At 56.1% G+C, this 26,055-nt stretch carries 23 protein-coding genes; 4 read left to right on the top strand and 19 right to left on the bottom strand.

Translation table 11 applies throughout. The features are described 5' to 3' along the window. Positions 1-4: 4 nt before the first annotated feature. The 6 genes from aalo17_RS04735 to parE form a co-directional block, all read right to left on the bottom strand. The gene (locus tag aalo17_RS04735; protein ID WP_067556206.1) at positions 5-910 is read right to left on the bottom strand and encodes a hypothetical protein; all 906 of its coding nucleotides are present in this window, start codon (positions 908-910) and stop codon (positions 5-7) included. Between the two features lie 165 nt (positions 911-1,075). Next, positions 1,076-1,792: a biosynthetic peptidoglycan transglycosylase gene (locus aalo17_RS04730; protein ID WP_067556203.1), complete on the bottom strand. Its 717-nt coding sequence runs from the start codon at positions 1,790-1,792 to the stop codon at positions 1,076-1,078. Positions 1,793-1,954: 162 nt separating this feature from the next. Further along, positions 1,955-2,170 (bottom strand): YneF family protein, encoded by a 216-nt coding sequence (locus aalo17_RS04725; protein WP_067556200.1) that lies wholly within the window; start codon positions 2,168-2,170, stop codon positions 1,955-1,957. 110 nt (positions 2,171-2,280) lie between these two features. Next, positions 2,281-3,204 (bottom strand): DMT family transporter, encoded by a 924-nt coding sequence (locus tag aalo17_RS04720; RefSeq protein WP_158507722.1) that lies wholly within the window; start codon positions 3,202-3,204, stop codon positions 2,281-2,283. Between the two features lie 10 nt (positions 3,205-3,214). Beyond that, positions 3,215-5,707, bottom strand: coding sequence for a DNA topoisomerase IV subunit A (parC, locus tag aalo17_RS04715; RefSeq protein ID WP_067556194.1), 2,493 nt, complete (start codon positions 5,705-5,707; stop codon positions 3,215-3,217). Continuing rightward, complete coding sequence (gene parE / locus aalo17_RS04710; protein ID WP_067560113.1) at positions 5,704-7,635, bottom strand: DNA topoisomerase IV subunit B; 1,932 nt, start codon at positions 7,633-7,635, stop codon at positions 5,704-5,706. Before parE ends, parC begins: the two co-directional genes overlap by 4 nt. A gap of 318 nt (positions 7,636-7,953) precedes the next feature. Between parE and plsY the strand changes: the two genes are divergently transcribed. Both plsY and aalo17_RS04700 read left to right on the top strand, forming a co-directional pair. Next, positions 7,954-8,568: a glycerol-3-phosphate 1-O-acyltransferase PlsY gene (gene plsY / locus aalo17_RS04705; RefSeq protein WP_067560111.1), complete on the top strand. Its 615-nt coding sequence runs from the start codon at positions 7,954-7,956 to the stop codon at positions 8,566-8,568. Continuing rightward, the gene (locus aalo17_RS04700; protein WP_067556190.1) at positions 8,559-8,906 is read left to right on the top strand and encodes a competence protein ComK; all 348 of its coding nucleotides are present in this window, start codon (positions 8,559-8,561) and stop codon (positions 8,904-8,906) included. The genes plsY and aalo17_RS04700 overlap by 10 nt, the downstream gene beginning before the upstream one ends. Before the next feature lie 57 nt (positions 8,907-8,963). Here aalo17_RS04700 and aalo17_RS04695 read toward each other — a convergent pair whose 3' ends face one another. The 11 genes from aalo17_RS04695 to aalo17_RS04645 form a co-directional block, all read right to left on the bottom strand. Next, positions 8,964-9,374, bottom strand: a complete 411-nt coding sequence (locus aalo17_RS04695; RefSeq protein ID WP_067556187.1) for a RidA family protein — start codon at positions 9,372-9,374, stop codon at positions 8,964-8,966. A gap of 233 nt (positions 9,375-9,607) precedes the next feature. Continuing rightward, the gene (locus tag aalo17_RS12410) at positions 9,608-12,268 is read right to left on the bottom strand and encodes a DNA translocase FtsK (RefSeq protein ID WP_236940511.1); all 2,661 of its coding nucleotides are present in this window, start codon (positions 12,266-12,268) and stop codon (positions 9,608-9,610) included. Further along, positions 12,269-13,972 (bottom strand): ribonuclease J, encoded by a 1,704-nt coding sequence (locus aalo17_RS04685; protein ID WP_067556183.1) that lies wholly within the window; start codon positions 13,970-13,972, stop codon positions 12,269-12,271. 97 nt (positions 13,973-14,069) lie between these two features. Beyond that, a complete protein-coding gene (gene miaB / locus aalo17_RS04680; protein ID WP_067556180.1) occupies positions 14,070-15,515 on the bottom strand; it encodes a tRNA (N6-isopentenyl adenosine(37)-C2)-methylthiotransferase MiaB in 1,446 nt (481 codons plus the stop codon). Between the two features lie 213 nt (positions 15,516-15,728). Next, positions 15,729-15,905 (bottom strand): 4Fe-4S binding protein, encoded by a 177-nt coding sequence (locus aalo17_RS12405; protein WP_075884811.1) that lies wholly within the window; start codon positions 15,903-15,905, stop codon positions 15,729-15,731. Between the two features lie 146 nt (positions 15,906-16,051). Further along, a complete protein-coding gene (gene rny / locus aalo17_RS04670; RefSeq protein WP_067556174.1) occupies positions 16,052-17,608 on the bottom strand; it encodes a ribonuclease Y in 1,557 nt (518 codons plus the stop codon). A gap of 155 nt (positions 17,609-17,763) precedes the next feature. Beyond that, positions 17,764-17,940: a 50S ribosomal protein L32 gene (rpmF, locus tag aalo17_RS04665; protein ID WP_067556171.1), complete on the bottom strand. Its 177-nt coding sequence runs from the start codon at positions 17,938-17,940 to the stop codon at positions 17,764-17,766. Positions 17,941-17,951: 11 nt separating this feature from the next. Next, positions 17,952-18,458 carry a YceD family protein gene (locus aalo17_RS04660; protein WP_067556168.1) on the bottom strand — a complete coding sequence of 169 codons (507 nt, stop codon included), beginning with the start codon at positions 18,456-18,458 and terminating at the stop codon, positions 17,952-17,954. Between the two features lie 100 nt (positions 18,459-18,558). Beyond that, a complete protein-coding gene (locus aalo17_RS04655) occupies positions 18,559-19,941 on the bottom strand; it encodes an amidohydrolase (protein ID WP_158507720.1) in 1,383 nt (460 codons plus the stop codon). 118 nt (positions 19,942-20,059) lie between these two features. After that, positions 20,060-21,697 carry a peptide ABC transporter substrate-binding protein gene (locus aalo17_RS04650; RefSeq protein WP_067556162.1) on the bottom strand — a complete coding sequence of 546 codons (1,638 nt, stop codon included), beginning with the start codon at positions 21,695-21,697 and terminating at the stop codon, positions 20,060-20,062. 121 nt (positions 21,698-21,818) lie between these two features. Further along, entirely contained in the window at positions 21,819-22,310 is a 492-nt protein-coding gene (locus aalo17_RS04645) for a GNAT family N-acetyltransferase (protein ID WP_158507718.1), read from the bottom strand. A gap of 89 nt (positions 22,311-22,399) precedes the next feature. Here aalo17_RS04645 and aalo17_RS04640 point away from each other — a divergent pair, with 89 nt between their 5' ends. Both aalo17_RS04640 and aalo17_RS04635 read left to right on the top strand, forming a co-directional pair. Then, positions 22,400-23,452, top strand: coding sequence for a nucleotidyltransferase family protein (locus aalo17_RS04640; protein WP_067556156.1), 1,053 nt, complete (start codon positions 22,400-22,402; stop codon positions 23,450-23,452). Continuing rightward, entirely contained in the window at positions 23,445-24,026 is a 582-nt protein-coding gene (locus aalo17_RS04635; RefSeq protein WP_067556153.1) for a YdcF family protein, read from the top strand. Before aalo17_RS04640 ends, aalo17_RS04635 begins: the two co-directional genes overlap by 8 nt. Positions 24,027-24,157: 131 nt before the next feature. Here aalo17_RS04635 and aalo17_RS04630 read toward each other — a convergent pair whose 3' ends face one another. After that, complete coding sequence (locus aalo17_RS04630) at positions 24,158-24,967, bottom strand: tetratricopeptide repeat protein (protein WP_067556151.1); 810 nt, start codon at positions 24,965-24,967, stop codon at positions 24,158-24,160. A 132-nt stretch (positions 24,968-25,099) separates the two neighbouring features. Further along, positions 25,100-26,032, bottom strand: a complete 933-nt coding sequence (locus tag aalo17_RS04625; RefSeq protein ID WP_067556148.1) for a tetratricopeptide repeat protein — start codon at positions 26,030-26,032, stop codon at positions 25,100-25,102. Positions 26,033-26,055 lie beyond the last annotated feature (23 nt).

The following is a 26,055-nucleotide window of genomic DNA, read 5'->3' as shown; positions in this document are numbered from 1 at the left end:
TCCGTCAGATTTCCAGAGAGCGGGCATACTTCTCCGTGAGCTCCTCGATGCCCTCGCAGTCCTGTGTCTTCCCCTGCTCATAATGGATCAGCCGCAGCCACTCGGACTGACTGTCGTCATCAAGCTCCCAGGCCAACCTGTCAGCCTCTTCCAGATCATGTACTGTAAACACCAGATACTCCAGCTCGTCTTGTCTGAATTCCGATGCATCTTTCAGGTTCCGGGCCAGCCGGATCTCCAGCTCCCTGTTGCCCCGGTCACGGGCCCGCCTTGCCAGATGACAGAATCCCATCTGAGACCCGTTGGCAGCTGCATGCATTGCCCACAGATCCTGCAGCCAGGGGTTCTCCTGCATCAGGATCTGCTCCTCCATGGCTGTCACATCGCCGTGGCCCAGTTTCCAGGCCGTGGAGGTCTCATCCGGCTGCCGGTCCTTCCAGAAATCCAGCATATGCTGCATCCGCTGTCTGACCTGATCATCCTTCGGCCAGTGCTTCAGAAACGTCTGCCCGAATTTTTCCCCCATGCGGTAGTCATCGGCACGGTCTCCCAGCGTGACTGCCAGAATATACAGACCCCGGATGGATTTCGGCTGTTTTGCGACCAGTCTGACAATTTCCGGCACGACAGTCAGATTTTTCGGGACCATCAGATGGGCCTGAATCAGCTCATCCAGGACATTCTCTCCATTCAGATACCGCTCATAGAGCTTTGCCCTGGGATCCGGTGTGGGAACGGGCTGATATTCGAATGGCCCTGCCGGAGTCCTGAACCGTTCGGCCTTTCGCTGTTCTGACATGAGCATCGCGTGTGCCCTGTCGCTGGGGCCATGATCCTTCAGCCATGCCGTCAGTTCCTTAACCGCTTCCTCATGCCGGCCCTGTGGCGCCAGTTTCTCCGCTTTTTCCATGATTTGCACCTCTATTCAGCCGGAACCTGCCGCCGGCTATCCTATCTATTGTACTGCCTGTCGTGTACCCTTGGAAACCTTTCCATCCCGCAGACCCTGCTGCAGACTGAAGTCCGGGTCCACCTGCCCGGCATCTGCGGGAATATCACAAAAAAAAGCAGCACCTCAGGACTGCTGCAGAAAGACAGGTTCGTTCCAGATCGCATCTGCCTGCTCCCGGGAAATATATTCTTCCCGGACCATGGCCTGCAGAATCAGCTGCTCCCGGTTCCTTGCAGCCTCATAGTGATTCGAAAGCTGCAGGTTGGCCGGACTGTTGGGAATTCCCGCAAGTATGACACACTGGCTCTGACTGAGTCCCGCCGGCTCCACCCCGAAGTATCCCCTGGCTGCATTCGTGATCCCGATATGACCATCTCCATAGTTTATGATGTTCATGTACAGCGTCAGAATTTCGTCCTTGGAGTACAGATCATTGAGCTGACTGGCCAGAAAGACTTCGGCAACCTTGATTTCCAGCGTCGGCTCAAACAGTCCATAGAGGTTCTTGACCGTCTGCTGCCCAATGGTGCTGCCGCCGCTGCGGACCATATCCGGCAGAAACTGACTGGCTGCTGCCCGCAGCAGACCGATGATGTCCAGGCCCTGATGTTCATAAAACCGCCTGTCTTCGATCGCCACAGTGGCTTCCTTCAATGTCTCCGGAATCTGGTCAGGGGGTGTATAGTCCGCAGCCGCCATGGTCCGCTGCGCAGCCTGTTCCAGACTCACTTCAGCTGTGATCTCCTGTGCCTTTTCGTAGCCCTGCCACACAATGTATCCACCTGCGCAAGTTACCAGCAGAAGCAGGATCAGCAGGCAGTTTCGCAAAAACCGTTTCATGTTATCACCTGCTTCCACTCTACCATCTGCCGCCGTGATTCTGTCTTACAGCGCTGTCATGTACCTGCAGACGGTGGCCAGTCATTCGGCTTTCCAGAAAGACAGGGCTGTCAGGTCTGATGGCTGGGTCCAAAACGGCACAAAAAAAGGGATCGGCTCCCCCTAGCGGTTTGCATTGACCGACTTCATGATCTGCCGGATCTGTGCCTCGCTGGGTTTGCGTCCCATCTGCAGGAACATCGCCCGGATCATTTTTTCGTTGATCGGCGGGTTCTCCTTCAGTTCCTTTTCGAATTTACGTTTTGTGAAATAGAATCCCAGTACAGCCCCGATGATCAGGCCTACAAGGGTAAATCCGACAGACGCCCAGAAATTCATGTTCGTACCCCATTTCTTCTTCCGCTATTTTACCGTTCCACAGAATGTAACACAACTGAGAACCTGTGTGAAATTTCCCACAATCTGATGACATCTGTCCCCTGGGCCCGTTATGGTTCTTCTGTCTGAGTCGCGGAAGAAGGCTCCGTCGTGGAAGCCGTCTTCCGGACAGAGGCAGGCTGTTCTGTCAGATACACCGCCGTCAGGATCAGAAGGCCGCCCGCAGCCATGGCAGGCGACAGTCTCTCCTTCAGGAAAATGACTGCAAACAGGTTGGCCCACAGGCTCTCTGTTGCCAGCAGCAGACTCGCCCTTGAGGCCTCCAGGTGTTCCTGTGCCCTTGTCTGCAGCCAGAATGCAAGCCACGTACTGCCCGCGATGAGATACACCAGGGAAAGCACCGGCAGAAGCCCGGGATGGGCAGGCCACCTTACAGAGAGTCCAGGCACAGCCGAAAGCAGTGCAGCCACGCTCATCTGTATGGCATTGATCACATCCGGATCCTGTCCGGCAGCCCATTGCAGACTCACGATATGACAGGCAAACAGCAGGGCGCAGCCCAGGGACAGGAGATCGCCTGTCCGGAGGGAAAAGCCGCCGGCTGTCCATCCCATGAGTCCAATACCTGCAAAACAGAGAAGACAGGCACCGAACTGACGCAGAGCCGGGGGCTTTCTGAACACCGCCCAGGCCAGAAACGGTACAAGCACCACATTGGCGGATGTGAAAAACGCATTGGATCCCGCTTCAGTCAGGTCCAGTCCCAGTGTCTGCAGTGCAAATGCTCCAAACAGGAACAGGCCGCAGACCACACCCCGGGTCAGGCTTTGCCTCGTGATGGATTTCCGGTTCGTCAGGACCGGGATCCATGCCAGAGCCGCGGCACCGGCAAACCGGATCAGCAGAACCTGGAATGCACCGAAAGCCGAGAGAGACTGACTGGTGGCAATGAATCCGAACCCCCAGATGGCTCCTGTCAGAAGGCAGAACACGATGGCCTGCCGCTGAAGCCTGTCAGGACTGTCCTGTCTCATCACTTCCACCTCAGCCTTCATCAAAGAGCGTCGGCTGCACTGTGCCTTCTTTTTCATCAGCTGCCCAGGTTCCGTTTTCAAGCGGCTGCAGACGTTCCAGGAACCGGCCCTGTTCCAGACTGGCCGAATGGCGTGAGAAAGTGCTGGCGGCTGTCATCAGCGGAATTTCCGAAGCACGGATCGTGGAATGATCAGACCCGCTGACCAGTTCCACAGATTCATGCACCGGCAGGCAGTCCATGTCGCTGATGGTGTACCCGCGGCTTTTGACCTGCTTGAACATACGCTGTCCCTTTGCAGGTCTTCGAAGTACCGGCAGTTCTTCCCGCTTCAGGCGCTTGAGACTGCCATCGGCTGCCAGAATCACCACCGGCTCCTGATCAAGGACGTGCACGGCAGCAATTTCGTCATCAGGCACAAGCGAAAGACCCCGGACCCCTTTGGTTTTCAGCCCGGACTGCGGAATCTCCTGCACCTCATACTGCAGGCCCAGGCCCTGGACGGACATCAGACCGAGGCGGTCCTCCGGACTCCGGGATATGACTACAGAGTTTAGCCGGTCCAGGTCTCCCAGTTTCATGGACACCGTCAGACGGCCCGGTTTGAGGGCAGTGAAATCCGCAATATCCGAGCGTTTGATCTGGCCGTGGGCTGACACCTGGACGACCTGCAGGTGTTCGACTGTCTGTCGAAGGACAAAGACTGCAGCCACCTGTTCATTGGGTTCTGTTTTCAGGAGCGCAGACAGATGCATGCCTGTATCCTTCCAGCGGGATTCCTCCAGCTGCCAGACCGGTACAATGCCGGCCCGGCCGCGTTCCGTGAATACCAGCAGCTGGTCTCTGGTCCGCAGTTCACCCGCGGCCAGAACTTCATCTCCCTCCTTGAGGCCCGGAAGGTCTGTCCCGGATGCATTATAGGAACGCAGGGAACTGCGCTTGACATACGCCTGTCTGGTAACAGCCAGCATCGCCGGTTCATCGGGAATCATGGCCATGGGATCGATCACGATGGACTCCACTTCATCCACGATCTGCGATTTCCGGGGCATGGGGAACTTCCTGCGGACTTCCCTGAGCTCCGTGGTCAGGACACGGTCGAGTTCCTTTGGCTGGGCCAGGATTTTTTCCAGTTCGGCGATCTCTGATTCCAGCTGGGCATACTCCTGCTCGAGCTGGGTGATATCCATATGCGACAGACGGTACAGCCGCATCATGACAATGGCTTCCGCCTGTGCTGCCGTAAATGCAAAGTGTTCCATCAGCCGGCTTTTGGCATCCGCCTTGTCCCGGGCGCCCCGGATCAGGGCAATGACTTCATCCATGATGGAAATCGCCTTGATCAGTCCCTCCTGTATATGCGCCCGTTCCTGTTTTTTCTTCAGGTCAAACGCCGACCGCCGCAGGATGACTTCCCGTCTGTGGTCCAGGAATGCGAGAATCGCCTGACGCAGTCCCAGAAGGACTGGCCGCCGGTTTACAATGGCGATCATGTTGTAGGAAAAAGAAACCTGCAGATCGGTGTTTTTATACAGGTAGTTCAGGATCGTCTCCGCCGGTGCATCCTTTTTCAGATCAATGGCGATCCGCAGACCGTTCCGGTCGGATTCATCCCGGACATCCAGGATCCCTTCTGCCTTGCGGTTCAGGCGGATGTCGTCGATTTTCTTCACGAGTCCAGACTTCACGACCTCATAGGGAATCTCCGTGACAATGATCTGATCCACGGTTTTTCCCGGGACTATGTCGCATTTGGACCGGATGATGATCCTGCCGCGCCCGGTATCGAACGCCGACCGGATGCCATCCCGGCCCATGACAATGCCGCCAGTGGGAAAATCCGGTCCCTGGACGATGTCATAGAGCTTTTTGGAGTCCGGGTTTCTGGCCAGCTCAATGGCCCCATCCAGGATCTCCGTCATGTTGTGGGGCGGAATGTTCGTGGCATAACCTGCCGCGATCCCTGAAATCCCCATGGTCAGCAGGTTCGGGTATCGGGCCGGCAGGACTGTCGGCTCCATTTTTTCATCGGAGAAGTTCGGTGCCCACTCCACGGTATCCTTGTCGATATCCTGCAGCAGCATGCCGGTCACCGGTGCCAGTCTTGCTTCCGTATATCGCATCGCAGCCGCCGGATCGTCATCAATGGATCCGTTGTTTCCCTGCATGTCAATGAGCGGAAAATTCATTTTCCAGTCCTGTGACAGCCGCACCATGGCGTCGTACACGGAAATGTCACCATGCGGATGATAGTTGCCAATGACGTTGCCCACGGTTTTTGCCGATTTATGATACGGCTTGTCCCAGGTATTTCCGCTTTCCTGCATGGCATAGAGGATCCGCCGCTGAACGGGTTTCAGCCCGTCTCTGGCATCGGGCAGGGCCCGTTCCTGGATGATGTATTTGGAATATCTGGCGAACCGGTCGGAAAGAATCTCCTCCAGCGGCAGCGTCCTGACGATTCCCTGGCTGTTCCCTGCGGCGGTTTCCGCTTTCTTCTTCATCCTCTGGCCACCTCCCTGGCATATTCATCTTCGAGTGTGAACACGACGTTCTCTTCGATCCAGTCCCGGCGCAAGTCTGCCCTGTCACCCATCAGATCGGATACCCGCTTTTCTGCCACCCGGCCGTCTTCGATGGAGACCTGCAGCAGGGTGCGTTTCTGCGGATCCATGGTGGTATCCCACAGCTGGGAGGCGTTCATTTCACCCAGGCCCTTGTAGCGCTGCACAGTGTAGCCGCTTCCGAAGGCTTTTTTCTGTGCTTCCAGCTCTTCGTCGGTGTACACATAGACTTCCTTTTTTCCCTTCGCAATGCGAAACAGAGGCGGCAGGGCGATGTACAGCATTCCGTGTTCGATCAGTCCCCGCATGTACCGGTAAAAGAACGTCAGCAGCAGGTTCTGGATATGCGCCCCGTCATCATCCGCATCGGTCATGATGATGACTTTGTAGTAGGAGGAATCCTCGGGCGTGAAACTGGCCCCCACCCCGGCGCCCAGGGCATGAATGATGGTATTGAGTTCCTCGTTTTTTCCGACTGCCTCCAGCGTGGCTTTTTCTGTGTTCAGCACCTTGCCGCGCAAAGGCAGAATCGCCTGGTATTTTGCATCCCGTCCCTGTTTGGCGCTTCCGCCTGCGGAATCTCCTTCCACCAGGTACAGCTCCTTCTTCCGGGCATCCCGCGACTGGGCCGCTGCGAGTTTTCCCGACAGGACCCGCTCCGCACGGCTGCGGCCTTTTCCTTTTCGGGCTTCATCCCGGGCTTTTCGCGCTGCCTGTCTGGCAGCGGCCGCCCGGACGATCTTGCGGACCAGGGTATTGGCTGTCTCGCGGTTCTCTTCCAGAAACCAGCGCAGGTTTTCCGATACGACAGCCTCCACGGCGCTTTTGGCTTCCGGTGTGCCGAGCTTTTCCTTTGTCTGGCCTTCAAACTGCAGCAGTTCTTCCGGTATGGCCAGATTGATCACCACGGACAGACCTTCGCGGATGTCGCTGCCGTCAAATCCTTTGTCCTTTTCCTTCAGAAACCCGTTTTTTCTTGCATATTCGTTGAATGTTTTGGTGAATGCCTGCCGGACGCCGGTTTCATGGCTGCCGCCATCCCGGGTGCGGACCATGTTCGCAAACGAAAAAATGTTTTCCTGGTAGCCGTCCGTATACTGAAAACAGCCGGCAATCCGGATTCCCTGGCTCTCGCCCGAGAAGGAGACCGGGTCATGCATCACCCCATGATCCTTGTCCACTTCCTGGATGAACGCCTTCAGGCCGTCTTCATACTGGTAGGATCGTTCCCTCACACTGCTGGCCCGTTCATCGATCACGGTCATTTTCAGGTTCGGCAGAAGGAACGCATCCTCCTGCGCCCGTTCACAGATCTGGGAGAAGGAAAACCTTGTATCCTTGAAGATCTTCGGGTCCGGCAGGAAGCGTACCGTGCTGCCGGTATCCCGGCAGGTGCCGGTCTCCTTCAGCCTGGATGCATGCCTGCCTCCCTCCGTGAACTTCATCTGCCATATATGCTTTCCATCCCGGACAGTGACTTCACACCAGGAAGACAGCGCGTTGACCACAGAGGCTCCGACACCATGCAGTCCTCCGGCATTCCGGTACCCGCCCTGTGACGTGAATTTACCGCCGGCATGCAGCACAGTGAAAATGACTTCCAGTGCCGACTTTCCGGAGCTGTGCTTCCCCACGGGCATTCCCCGGCCATGGTCCTGCACCGAAACACTGCCGTCCTTGTGAAGACGGATGGTGATTTCGCTGCCAAAGCCGTTCAGGGCTTCGTCAATGGCGTTGTCCGTGATTTCCCAGACCAGATGGTGGAGTCCGCGGCGGTCGGTGGAGCCGATATACATGCCCGGGCGTTTCCGGACGGCATCCAGGCCTTCCAGAATCACGATGGAATTTTCGTTGTATGTTTGTGTCATGGCGGTTTCCCCCTCGTCGCAGACGGGTCTGTCTCCGCAGTCTGCTGCGCCTTTGGCGCCTGCATCCGGAAACATCGGTCATGGCCAGACCCGCACGTTTGTACATTATATATGCGCTGTCCCGAAAATTCAAAGCCCAGTCTTCACAATTCGTGAATTCGGGAAGCAGTGTGCTGAAACGCAGTCCAATCAGGAGCAGTTTCTTACCTGCACATCATCGCGTTGAAACCCGGTTGCCAATGGGCTCATAACAGACTACCTTTGGCTGCTTCTGACGCAGATGGAATTCAGGTGGTAAAATACTGGGGAGGTGAAATCATGTATACAGCTTTATGCATCATACTCGGATATGTACTGGGGTCTATCCCTTTCGCCCTGGTGATCGGCAAGGTTTTCTACAAGACGGATGTCCGTCAGCATGGATCCGGAAATCTGGGCGGATCCAATACAGGACGTGTGCTCGGGTCCAAAGCCGGCGCTGCGGTCATTCTCCTGGATATTCTGAAGGTGGTTCTGGCCATGTGGATCGCATCCCATGTATCTGCCGCAGCAGCGATCTGGACCGGTCTTGCATGCTGTGTCGGCCACTGCTTCCCGCTGTTCGCACACTTTCGGGGCGGCAAAGCCGTTGCCACAGCCTTCGGCTTCCTCGTGGGGATCTCTGCGTTTGTGTTCCGGGATCCCTGGTTCTTCTTTGCACCCCTCGTCATGTTCCTGATCATGCTGTGGCTGTACAAATTCGTTTCGGTTGCCAGCATTGCTGCAATCCTCTGTTCCAGTCTGCTCATCACCGTGCTCTGCTGGGACATGAATGCGCAGAGCATCATGATCATCACGGCTTCCTGGCTCATGAGCATCCTCGTGATCTGGCGTCACTGGGCCAACATCCAGCGCGTACGTGAAGGCAGCGAAACAGCAGTCACGTGGCTCTGATCCGCACCCTGCGCTATCAGGACCGGCAGGTGGTGGTGAATGACACGCATCGTTTCCCGGCCATCAGCATTGCGCACTGGATCGACCGTCGCTGCATCCTGCAGGGTTCCACCATGCAGGGCCGGCAGACAGCCTTCCGGAAACTTACAGGGCAGAAACAGAAACTCCCGGTGTATGTGGATGATCATACGATCCTGGTGCCGCTGTCGGCAGCCGGAGACCTGGATGGCGTATGGGTCAACTGGGTGAGCGATCCGGACAGGATCCCGGCCAAAACGTCCCGGAACATCCGGACGTTTCTGCGCATCATCCACAGTCCCAATCACCCATGGACGTAAAACAGGACCCGTTTCGGGTCCTGTTTTGCATTCCCTTTTCTGCTGATGTCTGCCGGTTCAGCTTTCACAGTCCACACAGCCGGAGGACCCGTTCATGGCCCGTTCATGACGCAGCGTGTTGACTCCCTGGCCTTCAATGGCAACCATGGAGTCATTCTCCAGCCCTGCCACCTGCACAATGGTCACCGCCGGATACGGTGCTTCCACAAAATTCTTGAAGACGCCAAGAAACATATCCCGGTTTTCCATATCCGTGAGATACACGGTATACTTCACCAGATGATCCATTCTCAGATCCAGGTCCTTCAGGACATCCATGACACGATAGCAGGCGGTCACAGCCTGCTCCTGGAACGTAATGCCCCGCCCGGTCTGTGCACTCATGTACACGAAATCGCCCATCTGCACCACGTTGGAAATACATTCGTCCCGGGGTATGGAATCCCCGACTTTCAAAAACATATTCATACAGTCAAAGCCTCAATCTTTTGTTCCATTATGTCAGTGATTCAGGTTTTTTTCACCCTTTTTACCGGTTGGATGTAATGGTCGGACCATTAACGCCGGTTTGTACAAAAAAACGAATTGCCTCCGTTCGTAATTAATACTGTATCACAATTCCGGATCGCCGGCTTCCTGCACGCCCGGAGACCCGGTTGTGCCCCAAAACCTCCTGTCCATAATCAATCGAAAAGCCCGGATCATGCATCCGGGCCTTTGCTGTCTTCTGTATTCTGTTCCACCAGCACTTCCCTGGGTTTCGAACCCCTGGACGGGCCGATGATCCCGTTGACCTCCAGCACGTCCATCAGTCTGGCCGCTCTAGCATAGCCGATGGAAAACCGTCTCTGGATCAGCGATGTGCTGGCCTTGCGGGTCTGGACCACAAACCGCTTCACATCATTGTACAGCGGATCTGCCGCTTCCGGAGACACCTGGCCGCCCTGGGACTGCAGATCCCTGAGGGTGATGAAGGCATCGTCATACTGCGGCCTGCCCTGGGTCTTCACGTAGTCGGAGACCCGGTTGACCTCTTCATCTTTGATGAACACACCCTGCACCCGGGTGGCGCTGGTCTCGCCATTGGGCAGGTACAGCATGTCGCCGTACCCGAGCAGCCGTTCTGCACCGGTCTGGTCCAGGATCGTCCGGGAATCCACCGCACTCGAGACCGCAAAGGCGATGCGGCTCGGGATATTGGCCTTGATGACGCCCGTGATCACATCCACGCTCGGCCGCTGTGTGGCCACGATCAGGTGAATGCCCGCAGCCCGTGCCAGCTGCGTGATGCGCTGGATGCTCTGCTCCACTTCCTTGGCCCCGGCCAGCATCAGGTCCGCCAGCTCGTCTATGATCACCACGATCCTTGGCAGCGGCTTGAGGTGTTCCTCCGGATGGGTTTCCAGGTAGGCATTGTAGGCCGTTATGTTGCGCACACCGCACAGCCCGAAGAGGTCATAGCGGTGATCCATCATTTCCACAACCACTTTCAGGGCCTTGTTGGCCAGTTCAGAGTCTGTGATCACAGGTGCCAGCAGATGCGGCACCTCTGCATACGGGGTAAATTCCACCTTTTTCGGATCCACCAGGATCAGCTTGACATCATCGGGCTGTGTCCTCATCAGCAGGCTGCAGATGATGGAATTCACGCAGACGGACTTGCCGGATCCCGTGGCGCCGGCTATCAGCAGATGAGGCATGCGGTCCAGCCGCCCAAAGATGTTGTCTCCCTGCAGGTCCTTTCCCAGCGCGAACAGCAGTTTCTGACCCTTGAGATCTTCCGGAACAGCCGCCATAAGTTCCTTCATCTGCACGGCTGTCTTCTCCGCGTTGGGAATCTCAATGCCCACGGCTGACTTGCCGGGAATAGGGGCTTCAATGCGGATGTCTGTGGCGCCCAGCGCCATCTGGATGTCATTCTGGAGATTGGAGATCCGGGAAACCCGCACCCCCATATCCGGCCGGACTTCGAACCTTGTGACGGAAGGACCGATGTGGATGGCCGTCAAAGAGGCCTCCACATTGAATTCCCGAAGGATGCGGATCAGCTTTTCTCCCTGTTCCCGTGCATAGGACCGGTTTGCACTGCCCTTTCCGCGCCGCGCAACCGGATCCAGAAGGGAAAGTTTCGGGATCGTGTACCCTGCATACCCTGCTGCCCCATCCGGCAGTTGCGAAGGGGATGCAGTCTCTTCCTTTCCCCGTGCCACGGTCCGGACTGGACTCGGTTTCTTCTCCTCAGTTTTTTCACCAGCCGGTTTTGGGGCACTCACCGCTTCCCTGACACGGGAAACTTCCGCTTTCTTCCTGCCCGAACGGACCTCTTCCTTCCGGGCTGATACACTGTCCTGCGGGCTGCCGCTTCCGGCTGCGACATCTTCCGCCCGGATGTCTATACCGGTATACAGCTGCGGTTCCTGGTCATCGATCACATCCAGCATTCTGCCAGCTTCCACGATCGGTACAGAGAGCGTCCGCTTCTTTCCGGCAGCTTTCTGCTCCGTCTCTGTCCGGCTGCCACGACCGGACTGGACATCATCCACAGACAGCATGCCCAGCATCCCACGGCGACGGGGACGGCGGCCATCCAGACTTCCCGGCCGGGCCCGCATCCCATCGTCAGTGTCTTCCTGCCACGGCACAGTCCGGCCGGGATCCGCCAGTGTCGCATCTTCTGCCATCGCTGCCCGAAACGCCGCACGCTGACTCCGGCGTTTTTCCAGACTTCCCTTCAGTTTCTCCGGCGGATCATACAGCAGGGGGATCGCAGACAGAAACACAAGCAGGGCAGATGCGACAAAAGCCCCTGTCCGCGAAAACAGACCGGCGCTCAGGCCGTACAGCAGGGATCCGAGAAGACCCCCGGCGCTGGATGCAGTTCCCTGCAGAATGGCGCCGCCAGTCTGGAACAGTACCTGCAGTGGCTGCCACACCATCCGTGCATCCTGTACCGACAGCGCCGTGAAAAACAGGGCGAGTCCCGAGGCAAGACAGCCAAGTCCGATCCAGAAGCGGCGGGGCATGGGATCCCGGTGGCCGGTCCAGAACAGCCAGCCCGGAAGCACGATCCCGGCAGTCCAGAGCACCCAGGACAGCTGGCCGGAACACCAGACACCTGCCTGGAACAGAAGGGTTCCGGCCCTGCCAAGATGAAACAGCGCCATCACGGAAACAGCCATGACCACTGCAAGAATCCCCAGACGGAACAAAGGGGAGCGGATCATGGATGCGCTTCCCGATGTCTGTTTCTTTGCGGTGGTTTTTGAGGCTGCAGAGCGCCTGCTGCCAGCGGGTTTGCGGCTGGTGCCGGAAGCTGACTTCCGTTTCCGGTTTGCGGCAGCCGGTTTCTTTTTCGCCGCCAACTACTGCCTCTGCCCGATTTCCAGGATCACAGGCAGGACCATGGGCCGTTTTCCGGTGGTCTTGAAGAGATACTTGGAGACTTTGTCCCGGATCTGGGAGCGGGTTTCCAGGTTTTCATACTTCTTCTGCTCCACATTTTCCCGGATGATGTCTTCCATGATCTTCGTGCATTCCGCCGTGATGTATTCAGAATCCCGAAGGTAGATGAATCCCCTGGTCTGTATGTCGGGTCCGTTGACGATTTTCTTGGTTTTGGCATCCAGGCCGATGGCCAGAACCATGACACCGTCTGTGGAGAGGATTTCCCGGTCCTTCAGGACCACGCCGGCCATATCCCAGTTTTCCTTCCCGTCGATCATAGTGTCGTGAAGTTCGGCCTCCATCTTGCAGGAGACCAGCTCTCCGTCTTCGAAGACCGCCATCTGGCCGTTGTCCAGGATCCGGATGTGATCCGGATCGATGCCCATTTCCTCCGCGATCATGGCATTGGCACACAGCATGCGGTACTCGCCCTTCACCGGCAGGTAGTACTTCGGACGACACATGAAAATCATCATTTTCAGGTCTTCCTTCGAAGCATGCATCGACAGCACCTTTTTGTGGTCGATCACCTTCAGGATCCCGCCGCGTTTGTAGATGTCGTTTTCCATGGACTTGTAGACCGTCTCCACACCCGGCACCACCGGAGAAGCAATGACGATCACATCGTCCTGAGAGAACTGGACATCGTCCACTTCATTGTTGGCGATATTGGACAGCTGCTTGAACAGCGGCGTGCCCTGCCCCGAAATCAGGATCACGGTATTGTCATGATCCCGGGTCCTGTCCACGGGAATGATCAGATGCCTTGGAATGTCGATGCCGATTTCTTCCAGACCGTCCACCAGACGCCTCAGTTCCTTGTCATACAGCACCAGCGGCCGGTTTGCCTCGCGGCACGCAGCCATGACTTCCTGGATCTGGTAGACAGACTGTGTGTAGACACTGATGAAAATGTGGCGGTCGGGATACTGCGTGAAGGTGTCTTCCAGGATCGGAAGGATGCGGTGACGCGGGCTTGTGTTTCCCGAACGTTCCGCTCCCTTGGATTCCTGCATGAGCACCAGTACACCTTCCTGCCCCAGTTTGGAACAGATCGTGATGTTTCCCCGGAAGTGGTCATCCAGGTCATCGAAATTTTCCACAAATTCACCGGAATATACGACATATCCCTGGCTTGTGGAGATGGCCAGACCATAGGCACCGGGATACGACTGGGTTACGGGGAAGAAACTGATTTTCCGGCCGCTGATGCGCTTGGAATCGTGGCGGTTGATCTTGTGGATCTTCACACCGGAAATCTTCTCCTTCTTCAGCATCCGGGAGATTTCCCGGGCAGCAAGTGGGGCTGTGTAGATATCGGCCCGCACCTGTCTGAGCAGATGGGGCAGCGCCCCCATGACATCATCATGACCATGGGTGATGAAAATTGCCTTTACCCTGTCTTTCTTGTCCTGGAACCAGCTGAAGTCCTGGATGATGTATTCAATGCCCAGGGACTGACTGGCGTCCGGGAACTTCAATCCCGCCTCGATAATGTAAATGTCTTCGCCGGCTTCCACCACCAGCATGTTCTTTCCGTCTTCGTCAAGGCCGCCCAGCGCCATGATTTTCACGGTGGCGTCCTTTTTGACGGACTTTGCAGTATTATTCTTGTTCGGCATTACAGCCCTCCTGTTGATACTTTCCTATTATTATAAACCATTTCCATGCCGGTTCCGGCCTGCAGACTGAAACCCGCTGTCCAGTGAAGCGGTTCGGTCAGCGTGTCGGGCCTGCCATCTCTCCGTCCAGCGAGAATGTCTTGGCTGCGGTGATGTATACCGGGACAATGTCTCCGGCTTTGACACCCGTTCCGGTGAAGTTGACGAGCTTGTTTGTCTCGGTATACCCCGACAGGACACCCGGATTCCGCTTGCTTGGACCGTCCACCAGCACCTGCACGATCCGGCCTTCATAGGCTTTCATTTTCTCCAGGGCGAGTTCATTCCACACACTGTTCAGTTCCTGGAGTCGTGCCCTCTTGACATCCATGGAGACCGGGTCTTCCATCTCCGCCGCCGGAGTCCCCGGCCGGGGTGAATAAATAAATGTGAATGCTGAATCAAACCGGCATGCCTTGACCATATCCAGCGTGTGCTGGAAGGCTTCGTCGCTTTCATTCGGAAATCCGACAATGATGTCGGTGCTCACGGCCACGTTCGGGATCCGCTTAACGATGGCATCAAACAGTCCCTTGTATTCTTCTGCGGAATACCGTCTTCCCATGCGCCGGAGCACATCTGAATCTCCGGACTGCAGGGGCAGGTGTATGTACGGCATAATGTTGTCATACCGCGCAATGACATCGATCATCTCCTGAGTGAAGTCCCAGGGGTGGCTGGTCATGAAGCGGATGCGTTCGATTCCGGTCTGCGCTGTTTTCTCCAGCAGCCGGGCAAAATCCAGGCCTTCGTCCAGGTCCTTTCCGTAAGCATTGACATTCTGTCCCAGGAGCGTGACTTCACGATAGCCGTCTTCCTTCAGCTGACGCACTTCCTCCAGAATGTCATCCATGCGACGCGAGCGCTGTTTTCCCCTGGTATACGGCACAATGCAGTAGGTACAGAACTTGTCACAGCCATACATGATGTTGACCCAGGCCTTGTGCTTCCCGAACCGTTTCACCGGGAGGTTTTCATAGACCTCTCCCTGCCGGGAGTAAATGTGCACGACCCGCTCCTGGCTGTCCATGGCCTCCGCCAGCAGAGCCGGGAGATCCTGGATGTTGTGGGTGCCAAACAGCAGCCGAACCCAGGGGTAATGGGCCAGGACCCGTTTTACAAATTCGTCTTCCTGTGCCATGCACCCTGCCACGCCAATGATCACATCCGGACGGGCATTGTATATACGCTTGAAGCTGCCAAGCTCTCCCAGCACTTTGTCCATGGCATTTTCCCGGATGGCACAGGTATTCACCAGAATCACGTCAGCGGTCTCAGGACTTTCTGCCTGGCCATATCCCAGGGTTTCCAGAATGCCTGCCAGCGTCTCTGAATCCCGTTCATTGGCCTGGCAGCCATAGGTGGAGATCCAGTAATGTTTCCCTTCTCCCATGTTCACGGCATTTGCCGGAATCATGAAGGTATCCACCCGCTCCACGGCTCCTCTTGTGCGTTTTCCGGCTTCCCGCAGATCCGGCAGGTTCCAGTTTTTCAGCAGTTTCATCGTCTCACCTTCCATCAGGCTGTTTTCCGAACAGGAACGCAGCCGGTTATGTTCTGTTTTGTTTCAGTCTTTTATTATACCGCGTTTTGGTCTGAAAAGAAGAACAGCCGGAAACAGGATGGCGCCCGGGTGCAGAGTCATCCAACCATGCCCGGCAGCGGAGCCCATGAAAAAACCAGGCATCCTGCCTGGTCGTTCTGTCTGTTGTTTGAATCAGTCCAGAGTTACAGCGCCAACGGGGCATACGCCTACGCAGGCACCGCAGTCGATGCAAGTATCGGGATCAACCTGAGCCTTGCCTTCATCGTTCAGTGCAATCGCACCTGTGGGGCATGCGCCTACGCAGGCACCGCAACCGATGCATGTATCCTGATCTACTTTTGCTGCCATACTATGTTTCCTCCTGTTTTTTTCTGACAAAAACAGTATAGGAGGTTTGGAAACCTCTTTCAACCGGGTTTGGTTAGCCTCAATTAATTCCAGACAGATGAAAAAAAGGAGGATTGAAATCCTCCTTCTTCCATGTTCAAACTGTCTTACTTCGCAATTTCCTGGGCACGAACCTCGCGGATCACGTTGACTTTGATCTGCCCCGGATATGTCAGTGTATCCTCGATCTTGTCCCGGATCTGCCGCGCCAGTTTTGTGCACGTGATATCGTCCACCTTGTCGGGGTTGACAAGGATCCGGATCTCACGGCCTGCCTGAATGGCATAGGCACTGCTGACCCCCGGTGCTTCCCTGGCAATCTTTTCCAGATTCTCCAGCCGGTTGATATAGGCCTGTGCGGATTCTTTCCGCGCACCGGGTCGTGCGGCTGAAATCGTGTCTGCCGCTATGACCAGGTGACTGGTCAGGAATTTCGGCTCCACATCCCCGTGATGAGACTGGATCGCATTCAGGACGATCTCTTTCTCCCCATGTTTCCGGCAGAACTTATAGCCGAGTTCCACATGGCTGCCCTCCTGCTGGTCGATGTTCAGTGCCTTGCCGATGTCATGCAGCAGTCCGGCCCGTTTGGCCAGCTGCTGGTTCAGACCCAGTTCCGCGGCCATGACACCAGCCAGGTACGCCACTTCCATGGAATGCTGCAATGCATTCTGTCCATAGGAATACCGGTACTTCATGGTGCCCACCAGCCGGACGATCTCCCGGTCGATCCGGCCGATGCCGAGCTTGAAGATGGCATCTTCCCCGGCTTTCATGATCTCCTGGTCGATTTCGTTCTGGTACTTCTTCACGACTTCCTCGATCCGGCCCGGCTGGATCCGGCCATCCCGGATCAGGTGTTCCAGGGCAAGCCTTGCCACTTCCCGGCGGACGGGATTGAAACAGGTAATGGTGATCAGGTCCGGGGTGTCGTCAATGTTGAGTTCCACACCAGTGGCCTGTTCGAAGCAGCGGATGTTCCGCCCTTCACGGCCGATGATCCGGCCTTTCATCTCTTCACCGGGGATGGCCACGACAGAGACACTTCGTTCCTGCGTCTCCTGCTGGGCGATCCGCTCAATGGCCAGGGCGATGATTTCCTGGGCTTTCGCGTTGGCTGAGGCCTTGGCCTCGTCTTCCTTGTCCTTGATGTAGGCAACTGTTTCGTGTTCCATCTGCTTTTCAACAGCGGCAAACAGTTCCTTGCGGGCGTCCTGGCTGGACATCTTTGCGACGCCCTCCAGTACCACGATCTGTTTATCGATCTGCTCCTGAAGACGGCGCTCCTGTTCATCCAGGCTGGCCAGTCTGTCTGTGACTTTCTGGAGCTTGTCCTGTACCTGACGCTCCTTCTGGCCCAGTGCCTGATCGCGGAAATTGAGACTGTCCTCGCGGCGCAGCAGTTTGGTTTCCTGTTCGGACACTTCCTGCCGCCTTTCCTTGATTTCCTTCTCGGCTTCCACCTTCAGGTCGTGTGCCTGAGTCTTGCCGTCCAGCACAGCCTGCTTGATCCTGGCTTCTGCCTGACTTTCAGCATTCTTCAGGATCTGCTCCGCTTTCTGCTGATCTTTGTTCAGACCTGCCTTCGAAACCCCCCGCATAACGAGGATCCCGATTGCAAGACCTACCACAACGGACGCCAACGCAGTCAAAAAGAGTGTCATATACTTACTCCTCCTGCGAATTTCTGTCCGCAAAGCAAATTCATTATACTCTTGCAGAGACTTCTTGAAAAGAGAGGGCGCATCTGGCGAAGCACGTGACGAAAAGAGGCGCTGCAGACAGGCACACAAAAAAAGCAGCCGCAGCTGCTTCTGTTCTATCCTTCGACTTCGACGATCTGCTCGCCTTTATACTGTCCGCATTCGCACATCTTGTGAGACAGTTTGTACTCACCACAGGCCGGGCACTTTGTCAGTGCGGGCTTCTGCAGTTTGTAATGAGTCCGTCTTTTCCGCTTGCGGGTCTTGGAATTTCTTCTCTGCTGTACAGCCATGCAGGCACCTCCTATTCATCTTCCAGTTTGAAATCGTTCAGTTTTTCCCATCGGGGATCGATGGCAGGCTCTTTCGGATCCTGGTCGGAGATGAGCTTCCAGCCCTTTCCTTCGGGATACTGGTCCCTGGGAAGTCTGGTCAGCGACATCGGCGCTTCGAACAGGATTGCCTGAAAGATCTCGGGATTCAGATCCACGGTATCTTTCCTGGCTGCCGTTATTTCCTCTTCCCCCGCATTCACGGGTTCAAAGGAATATGTGTGCTGTGACCGGGTGGAGAACTCCACTTCGAGATCCTCATCCGTAATGGAATCAGGAACGATCAGTGTGCCTTCCAGCTCCAGGTCACTGGTCACCAGGGCCTTGCCGTCATAGGAAAGGGTGCCGGTGATGTGTGCAGACGGAATCGAGCGGACAGGACTGTGCCGGAGGAAGTCATTTTCCTCCACCTTGATGTGTTCGTCCACATTGATCATCATCTGCGGACTCTGCAGGAAATCCTGTTTGGTAAATTTCATGCTCTTCTCCTCACGTCGCAACTGATATTATAGGAAACCGTTCTGGCAATGTCAACGGACAATTCAGCGGGTTTCAGGCCCCCGGATACGCGGGCGGCTGTTACTCTGTCATCTGCCCGTTCACCATGACACCTGTCACCGTTCCATCCCGGACAAAGACAATGTCTGCGAGATACCCTGGTGCCAGTTTCCCCAAATCCCGGCTTCGGCCCATCGCCCAGGCGCTTCCTTCTGTATAAGCTGTCAGCGCCTGTTTTTCTGACAGTCCGCCGGGCATGGACACCGCCCAGCGAATATTCTCCAGAGGATCGCAGTCTTCGATCGGGCAATCTGTTCCGAGACTCACCCTGGCATGGGATGCCATCCAGCCAAAGGCATAGCTGGTCCGCGCCATCCGTGTTCCCACCCGCTGTTCGACGATATTCCGGTCGCTCCGCCAGAAAACAGGCTGGACCATGCAGTCTGTCTGCAGTCGCTCCAGATCCTGCAGAATGGCTTCATCCGTGATCTGCAGATGCAGGATCCCCTGCTTCATGCCCGGATGCCGCCTGTAGACGGCAAGCACCTGACGGATCGCAGCATCTCCGATGGCATGAAAAATCACCGGACGATTCAGCCTGTCGCAGGCTTCCACGAACGTTTCCATCTCCTCTTCTGTCATGCAGGGCTCCCCGAAGTTCCCCGGTTCATCGGCATACTCCCTGCCCAGCCATGCTGTCCTCCCTCCCAGCGACCCGTCTGCAAAGCCCTTGAACGGACCGAAGGTATGGGTATCTGTTTCATACAGCCTCGCTTCCCGCAGGAAGTCTTCCATTTCCTTTGGATCGGTGATATTGACCTGGTGATGGATCCGGATGCGCTGCGACGCGTCCCTGTACAGGGGAAGCAGCTTTCTCCAGTTGCCGGTTTTGAGGTCTGCGATCTGGACCGTGGTCAATCCACGGGCCAGGCAGTGATCCACCCCCGCCTGGATGTGTCTGGCTGCCTGTGAGTCCAGCGCTTCCAGCAGCGGTTCGCAGGCAGCTTCCTGAAAAATCCCGTCCTCCCGCCATACGCCTGCCAGTTTCATGGCGGCTGTGTTGGCTGTGAGGATGTGTGTGCAGTATCTCTCGCAGACAATGGGGATATCCGGATTCACTGCATCAAGATCCCGGCGCTCCGGCATGCGCTTTTCCAGCAGGTTTTCCTGATCCCAGCCCATACCATGAACAAAGGGTTCATGACAGCTGCGCAGAATCGACTGGATTTCCGTAATGGACCCGGCTGTGTCCAGACGGCATCCGGTGAGCATCTGCCCTGTCATGCGCAGATGCATGTGAGAATCGTTGAACCCCGGCAGTGCCATGGACTTTTGCACATCCAGAATCCTGGCATCCGGTCCTGCCATGGACCGGATCATGGCCGGTGTTCCCAGTGCAGCAATGCGGTCTCCATCCACCAGGATGTCACTGCCGTCCAATGTATTGGTAATGACTGTCTTCATCTCTGTCTCCTTGCTGTTTCGAACTTCACGTTTCTGATGCAGTCGGTTCAGGACTTCTCTGCAGAAGTCCATCTCTCCAGAAAAAAGAGCCGCTCCGGCTCTTTTCACTTTCCTGGTTTTATTCCTCGATGGTCACATACTTGTAGACAAAGGGCACACCCACAGGGTTGTCCACCAGGTGCTTCACCTTCGGGTTCAGCAGGTCGGATGCTCCGGTCTGGAACACCGGTCCCACTGCCACATCGTCCATGGCGATCTTTTCAGCATCCTTCAGCAGCTGCCAGCGCTCTTCATCGGTATCGGCATCTGCCGCTTCCTTCAGTTTCTCGGTGTACTCTTCGTTGGGATATTTGCCGAAGTTGAAGGATCCGCCCGGCAGAAGCACGTTCAGATACGTTGTCGGATCGGCATAGTCCGGTCCCCAGCGGGTCAGCACCACATCGAAGTCTCCGTTCTGCTGGGTTTTCAGACGGACGTTCTTTTCCTGGGACACCATTTCAATGTTCAGGCCCTCCAGCTTGGAGAGTTCCGACTGGATAAATTCTGCTGCCGACTTGGCAGGATCCGAGGGTTCAAACAGGAACCGCAGATTGATTTCATCCTTGCCCAGTTCCTTTTTTGCCTTTTCCCAGTACTCCTGGGCAAGCTTTTCGCTGTCTTCGCCGGTTTCCGTGAAATAGCCTTCTGCTGTTTCGCGGTAGTCCTTGCCATCCGGTCCATTCGCCAGTTTTACGGTGACAAAGCCTTCTGCCGGAATGGATCCGTCCTTCAGGACATTCTGCGTCAGGTTCTCCTTGTCCACGGCATAAGTCAGGGCCTTGCGCAGATTCTCGTTCTGCAGGTCCCCGTTTTCAAAATTGTACTGCAGATACCACAGGAAACTGCCCAGCACGGACTTGTAGGCTTCGTTGTCCTTGTACTTGTCCACCAGGGATGAATTCAGGCGGGCATAGTCCGTCGTTCCGTTTTCATAGGCCAGTGCTGCCGACGAAGGCTCCGGCACGATGTTGATGTTGATTTCCTCCAGGGCTACATCATCTGCACCCCAGTAATCTGCATTTTTGCTCAGTTTCAGTGAATTGCCCTTGACCCATTCATCCAGCTTGAAGGGACCGCAGTAGAGCAGGTTGTCGGGAGACAGGCCGTACTGGTCTCCCTGTTCCTCCGCGAATTTTTCGTTTACGGGATAGAACGGCGGGAATGTGGTCAGAGACACAAAATACGGAGTTTTCCGGGACAGTGTGACCTCCAGGGTCTTGTCATCCACTGCCTTGACTGCGATTTCATCTTTTTTGGCCGGATCGCCCATGGCTTCGTCGGCACCCTTGATGCAGGCTCCGTCACTGCCAAAGATATAGGCGTAGTCACAGGTGGGATCTGTAGCCGCGTCTTTCCAGGCATATTCGAAATCAGCCGCTGTCACAGGATCGCCGTTGGACCACTTCGCATCCCGCAGATGGAAGGTATAAGTCAGGTCGTCGTCCGATACATCGTAGGATTCCGCCAGGGCGGGTACAATATCGGCGTTCTCATTGGTGGTTTCCAGGCCTTCGATGCACATGTTGATGACTTCGAAGGACATGCCATCTGTGGCAAGCGTGGAATCCATGGTGATGACATCGTTCTCCTTGGACAGATTCAGCACCTGGGCAGGTTTCTCTCCGTCTTTGGCACCGGTGTTTCCGGAACCGGAGGAACAGGCTGTCAGACCCAGAGCCAGGGTCATGACAGCAGGCACAGCAAAATACTTTTTCATACGTGCTCCCTTTCTTCTCGGGTGCATTATAGGTCGTATTGTAACCACTTTCAATCCCGTAAAATTATAACACTCTTTGTTTCTGTCATTATAGATGACCTGAAGGCGCTCCCGCGGATTCTCATCCTTCTTTCATATCTCTCCGGTACAGGTGAAACCGCAGCAGCCGGTCTCCTTCCTGTAGCGAGCTCCGGCCGGTCATTTCAAACCCTCGCCGCCTATACAGCCGTTCTGCCCGGATATTGCCTGCAATCACGTCCAGCACCTGGGTTCTGTATCCGCCGGTCCGGGTTTCCCGGTCCATCACATCCAGCATCCGCTGCGAGAGGCCGGTACCCCGAAACTGTCTGGTAATTCCCAGCAGATGCAGGCCCAGGTCCTCCCTGTTCCCTCCTTCCGGCACGAGAGCCATGGCACCGGCTGCCATTCCATCCACTCTCGCAATCCAGAGTTCCCCGTTTTCGATGTGCCTTTCCAGCATCTCCGTATCCGGGTGAAGACCATATTCCCACATGGGTGTATACGGATCGCCCGCCTGCTCATCGCAAAGCTGCCGATAGAGTCTCTCCACTTCTGGCAGGTCCTGCCTGCATGCCGGTTCGATGGTTTCCATATTTCCAAACTCCTTTTCTTTGCTGTACGTCATCCAGTCTGGCGAATGTCTTTCCTGTATCCTTTGCATCCTGTAAAATGAATGCGGACATGAAACACAGCAGCCTGAACATTTGCGGCGTCATCACCGAGTATAACCCATTCCATGAAGGACATGCACATCATCTCAGACAGGCACGGGCACTGACAAACTGTGACTGTCTGGTCTGCATCGTGTCGGATTATTTCAGTCAGCGGGGACTGCCTTCGCTGATGACCTGGCAGGACAAAACCCGGTTGGCACTGGATCATGGAGCTGATCTGGTCATTCGACTGCCGGCAGTCTATGCAGCACAGTCTGCAGATCATTTTGCCCGCTATGCAATGGAATCTCTGTCGGTGCTGGGTGTCAGCACGATCGTGTTCGGATCGGAGTGTCATGACGACCGGCTGCTGGAAAAACTGGCTGATGAAACCGGGCAGATCATGCCGGACCCCACCACCAGCCAGGCCCGCAACCTGCCGGCCCTGCAGCCCAATGACATTCTGGGTATACAATACATACGACAGTGCCGGCGCCTGGGAATCGGTTGGAAAACGATCCCCAGGGATCCGGGATTCATCAGTGCAACGGCCAGCCGCCGCGCCTTCTTTGACGGTCAGCCGGTCGACCAGGCAGACTGTATGCTTGCACAGCAGCGGTGGGAATCCTATTATCCGTTTCTTCGTCTGTCTCTGCTCATGACTGCACCGGGCCGGCTGAAGGACTTTTTCCTGGTAACGGAAGGAATCGAATACCGTCTGGCACAGTCTGCCCGCACTCACCGGACCTGGGAGGAATTTCTGGAATCAGCCATCTCCCGGACCTATTCCCGGGCAAGGATTCAGCGGACCTGTCTGATGATCCTGCTGCAGGTGACGTGGGAACAGATGAGGGAACATGATGCGTTTTATCATGTGATTCCTGCCGGGTTCAATCAGACAGGACAGGCCCTGCTTGCCAGCCTGAGTGAAGAACAGAAAAAACTGGTCTGTCTGAAATTTGCGCAGCTTCCCCTTTTTCTGAAAGAAGTGGAGAACAAAACCGCGCAGCTGTATGACAGCGTCCTGACATCGCCCTGCGAAAAGGGCCTCATTATCCAGAAAGGGAGATCTCATGCGTAGAAAAAACACATCCCGCCGGAGTCATCCGGTTCTTACATGGCTGCTCGGACTGACAGCTCTGGCTGCAGGACTGTATCTGTGGCTGCTGCCGCCGGTGAAGAAGCCCCGAAAACAGTATCCCTTTGCCATTCTGCTGGGCTGTCCCTGCAGAAAGGACGGATCCATGTCACGGTCCCAGGTGGAACGCTGCCGGCTGGCCATGGCTGCCTGGAGTTCCTACCGCACCCTGGTCATCACAGGCGGGGCCGTCAAAAACAAGTGGCCGGAAGCACAGACCATGGCTGCCTACATCCGCACCCGGTGTCCGATTCCGGTCGTGATCGAAGACAAGTCACGAACCACCTGGGAGAACCTGAAAAACACCCGGGAAATTATCGGTGATGTTCCTGTCCTGCTGCTGACCTCCAGCCTGCATGCACCGCGGGCACAGGCCATGGCCAGGCACTTCTTCTCGGATGTGGCTGTCCAGACCTACCGTGAAAACCGGCTGAAGCACGTTCTGCGTGAACTGGTGAGCCGGAAAATCTACATGGTGATGGAACTGAAAAAACTTGCTGGCGGCAGCGCTGAGTGATCTGCTGCCGACCAGCCTCATAACAGAAACCGGAATCAACTGCTGATGCCGGTTTTTTGTCTCTATCTGTAAAGGGAAGCATCCTCCGATTCAGTCGGTCGGACAAAAAAACCGCACAGTGGCGGTGTTTGTCAGTCAGCCGGAAACGGCGGCAGCTCTCTGGCAACGGCACTGGAGTTTTTCCAGCGGCGTTCCTGCATGGGGCATGGATGGATCCCGCAGCTGCTGTAGCAGTCGGCAAGGGGCAGCCAGGCCTGGCGGTATCCGGCCTTGGCAGCATTGCGCATGTACTCAAAACTCTCTGCACTGCCTGGGGCGGCTTTCATGGCCAGCCGGAACATGGCTTCCGGATTTCCCTGGTCATTCGCCTTCAGCAGCCAGGTCTGCTCCCGGTCTCTGTCCAGATCTGCCAGCCACAGGCTCGCAAATGCATTGTTTTCCCGCTCGAGGATCTGCACTGCCTCCTGCCCCGCATTTTCTGACAGGAGTCTTGTGACCAGTTTCGTCACCACCCACTGCCTCAGCGATTCCCGCTGTCCGGGTTCTGCATCACACTCTCTGGCGTCATCCAGATACTCCAGTGCAAGCCGCAGATCCTGCCTCAGCCCCCTGCCATAGGCATAGGCTCTGGCCAGCCCGAAGCTTGCCTCCCGGATGCCCGTACGCCAGGACCGCAGCATCCATCGGGCACTGGATTCGAATTTTCCCTGTGCATATTCCACCACAGCCGTATGATACATAGACCTCGGATCTCCCTGTGTGGCAGCCACCCAGGTATAGTGAAGCGCCTGTCCCGGATCTGCCTGCAGGCCCGGTGCTCCCTCCAGATAACACTGTCTAAGCACAAGCGTGCTCTCCAGGTCCCCGCTGCAGGAGGCAGTCTCCAGACTGCGGATCCATGATGTGAACTGCTGTGTATTGAGAGACTGGTAGTCCGCCATAGCCCTGACCTCCTGCCTGCATGCCGCCGGATTCATTACACCTATCAGTATAGTGAAAACGTGCAGACAGGGCCTTTGCCGTGCCCTTTGCGACGGAGATTCCCGGCTGAATGCCAGAACGGAAAAGAAGGCTCAGGACTGCGGTTGAGCCTGGGCCTCCAGTTTCTGTTTCAGCTTTTGAGCCATCTCCCGACGGTCGGGATCCTGTTCCGTTTCCAGCGCTTTCTCAAGCCAGAACCGGGCCTGTCTGTCATCGGGATGCACCCCTATCCCGTAATGATAATGCTGGGCCAGCGGAAGTGCCGCTTCGTCAAATCCAGATTTGGCCGCATTTTTCATCCATTCAAAGGCCTTTCGGGGATCCTGGGCGGTTCCGACACCTTCCCGAAGGCACATGGACACATTGTACATGCCTGCCGGGTGACCTAGATCCGCAGCTCTCATGCTGCAGTCAAAGGTCTTCTGCGGATCCTGTCCCACGCCGTCTTCAATGGAGTATTCAAAGGCCAGGCTGACAAGGCAGTCTGCATCGTCCAAAGCCGCCCCTTCCAGGAGCACCTGTTCCGCAGCCCTGTGTTTTCCGTCTTCGAGCAGGTTCATGCCTTCTTCCGAGCAGAGCCGGCCAAGCAGGAGTCTGCCTTCCTCTTCCTGGCCATGGGCAATCGCATGACAGATCAGCCTTCTTGCTTCCGCAAAGTCTTTCTCCCGGCTCATGAGCATGCGGGCACAGGGCAGCCAGGCTTCCGGGACATCAGCTGCGGCGGCCTGTTTCATCCAGGTCATGGCCTGCGGCAGGTCCACAGGACAGCCACGCCCTTCCTGTGCGCAGATGGCAGCGTTGTACAGACACCATCCTTCCCCGAGCTGTGCGCCGAGCACGGTGTATCGGCAAGCCTGGACGGGGTCCGGCTCCAGGCCGTAGTCTCCATAGGTATAGCAGTGAATCAGCGTCCGGATGCTGTCATAGTCACCCAGGGCTGCGGCTTCCTCCAGAAACGGAACCTGGTCCTGCGGGTTGTCTTCCATTGACTGTATGGCGCGCTTGAGCTGCAGAAGACGCTTCATGCACCCGGCTCCTTTCTTCTGTT

Origin of the sequence: Faecalibaculum rodentium, assembly GCF_001564455.1 — a bacterium.
GTDB classification, from domain to species: domain Bacteria; phylum Bacillota_I; class Bacilli_A; order Erysipelotrichales; family Erysipelotrichaceae; genus Faecalibaculum; species Faecalibaculum rodentium.
This window is presented reverse-complemented; position numbering and strand designations above follow the sequence as displayed.

Excerpts from the sequence above, each read along its gene's own strand:
- rny (WP_067556174.1), bottom strand. The coding sequence starts at position 17,608 with ATGACACTCTTTTTGACTGCGTTGGCGTCCGTTGTGGTAGGTCTTGCA.
- aalo17_RS04630 (WP_067556151.1), bottom strand. The coding sequence starts at position 24,967 with ATGGCGGACTACCAGTCTCTCAATACACAGCAGTTCACATCATGGATC.
- parC (WP_067556194.1), bottom strand. The coding sequence starts at position 5,707 with ATGAAGAAGAAAGCGGAAACCGCCGCAGGGAACAGCCAGGGAATCGTC.
- aalo17_RS04650 (WP_067556162.1), bottom strand. The coding sequence starts at position 21,697 with ATGAAAAAGTATTTTGCTGTGCCTGCTGTCATGACCCTGGCTCTGGGT.
- aalo17_RS04655 (WP_158507720.1), bottom strand. The coding sequence starts at position 19,941 with ATGAAGACAGTCATTACCAATACATTGGACGGCAGTGACATCCTGGTG.
- aalo17_RS04645 (WP_158507718.1), bottom strand. The coding sequence starts at position 22,310 with ATGGAAACCATCGAACCGGCATGCAGGCAGGACCTGCCAGAAGTGGAG.
- aalo17_RS04720 (WP_158507722.1), bottom strand. The coding sequence starts at position 3,204 with ATGAGACAGGACAGTCCTGACAGGCTTCAGCGGCAGGCCATCGTGTTC.
- aalo17_RS04625 (WP_067556148.1), bottom strand. The coding sequence starts at position 26,032 with ATGAAGCGTCTTCTGCAGCTCAAGCGCGCCATACAGTCAATGGAAGAC.
- rpmF (WP_067556171.1), bottom strand. The coding sequence starts at position 17,940 with ATGGCTGTACAGCAGAGAAGAAATTCCAAGACCCGCAAGCGGAAAAGA.
- aalo17_RS04725 (WP_067556200.1), bottom strand. The coding sequence starts at position 2,170 with ATGAATTTCTGGGCGTCTGTCGGATTTACCCTTGTAGGCCTGATCATC.
- aalo17_RS12405 (WP_075884811.1), bottom strand. The coding sequence starts at position 15,905 with ATGGCAGCAAAAGTAGATCAGGATACATGCATCGGTTGCGGTGCCTGC.
- aalo17_RS04735 (WP_067556206.1), bottom strand. The coding sequence starts at position 910 with ATGGAAAAAGCGGAGAAACTGGCGCCACAGGGCCGGCATGAGGAAGCG.
- aalo17_RS04660 (WP_067556168.1), bottom strand. The coding sequence starts at position 18,458 with ATGAAATTTACCAAACAGGATTTCCTGCAGAGTCCGCAGATGATGATC.
- aalo17_RS04635 (WP_067556153.1), top strand. The coding sequence starts at position 23,445 with ATGCGTAGAAAAAACACATCCCGCCGGAGTCATCCGGTTCTTACATGG.
- parE (WP_067560113.1), bottom strand. The coding sequence starts at position 7,635 with ATGACACAAACATACAACGAAAATTCCATCGTGATTCTGGAAGGCCTG.
- aalo17_RS04695 (WP_067556187.1), bottom strand. The coding sequence starts at position 9,374 with ATGAATATGTTTTTGAAAGTCGGGGATTCCATACCCCGGGACGAATGT.
- miaB (WP_067556180.1), bottom strand. The coding sequence starts at position 15,515 with ATGAAACTGCTGAAAAACTGGAACCTGCCGGATCTGCGGGAAGCCGGA.
- aalo17_RS04685 (WP_067556183.1), bottom strand. The coding sequence starts at position 13,972 with ATGCCGAACAAGAATAATACTGCAAAGTCCGTCAAAAAGGACGCCACC.
- aalo17_RS04730 (WP_067556203.1), bottom strand. The coding sequence starts at position 1,792 with ATGAAACGGTTTTTGCGAAACTGCCTGCTGATCCTGCTTCTGCTGGTA.
- plsY (WP_067560111.1), top strand. The coding sequence starts at position 7,954 with ATGTATACAGCTTTATGCATCATACTCGGATATGTACTGGGGTCTATC.
- aalo17_RS04640 (WP_067556156.1), top strand. The coding sequence starts at position 22,400 with ATGAAACACAGCAGCCTGAACATTTGCGGCGTCATCACCGAGTATAAC.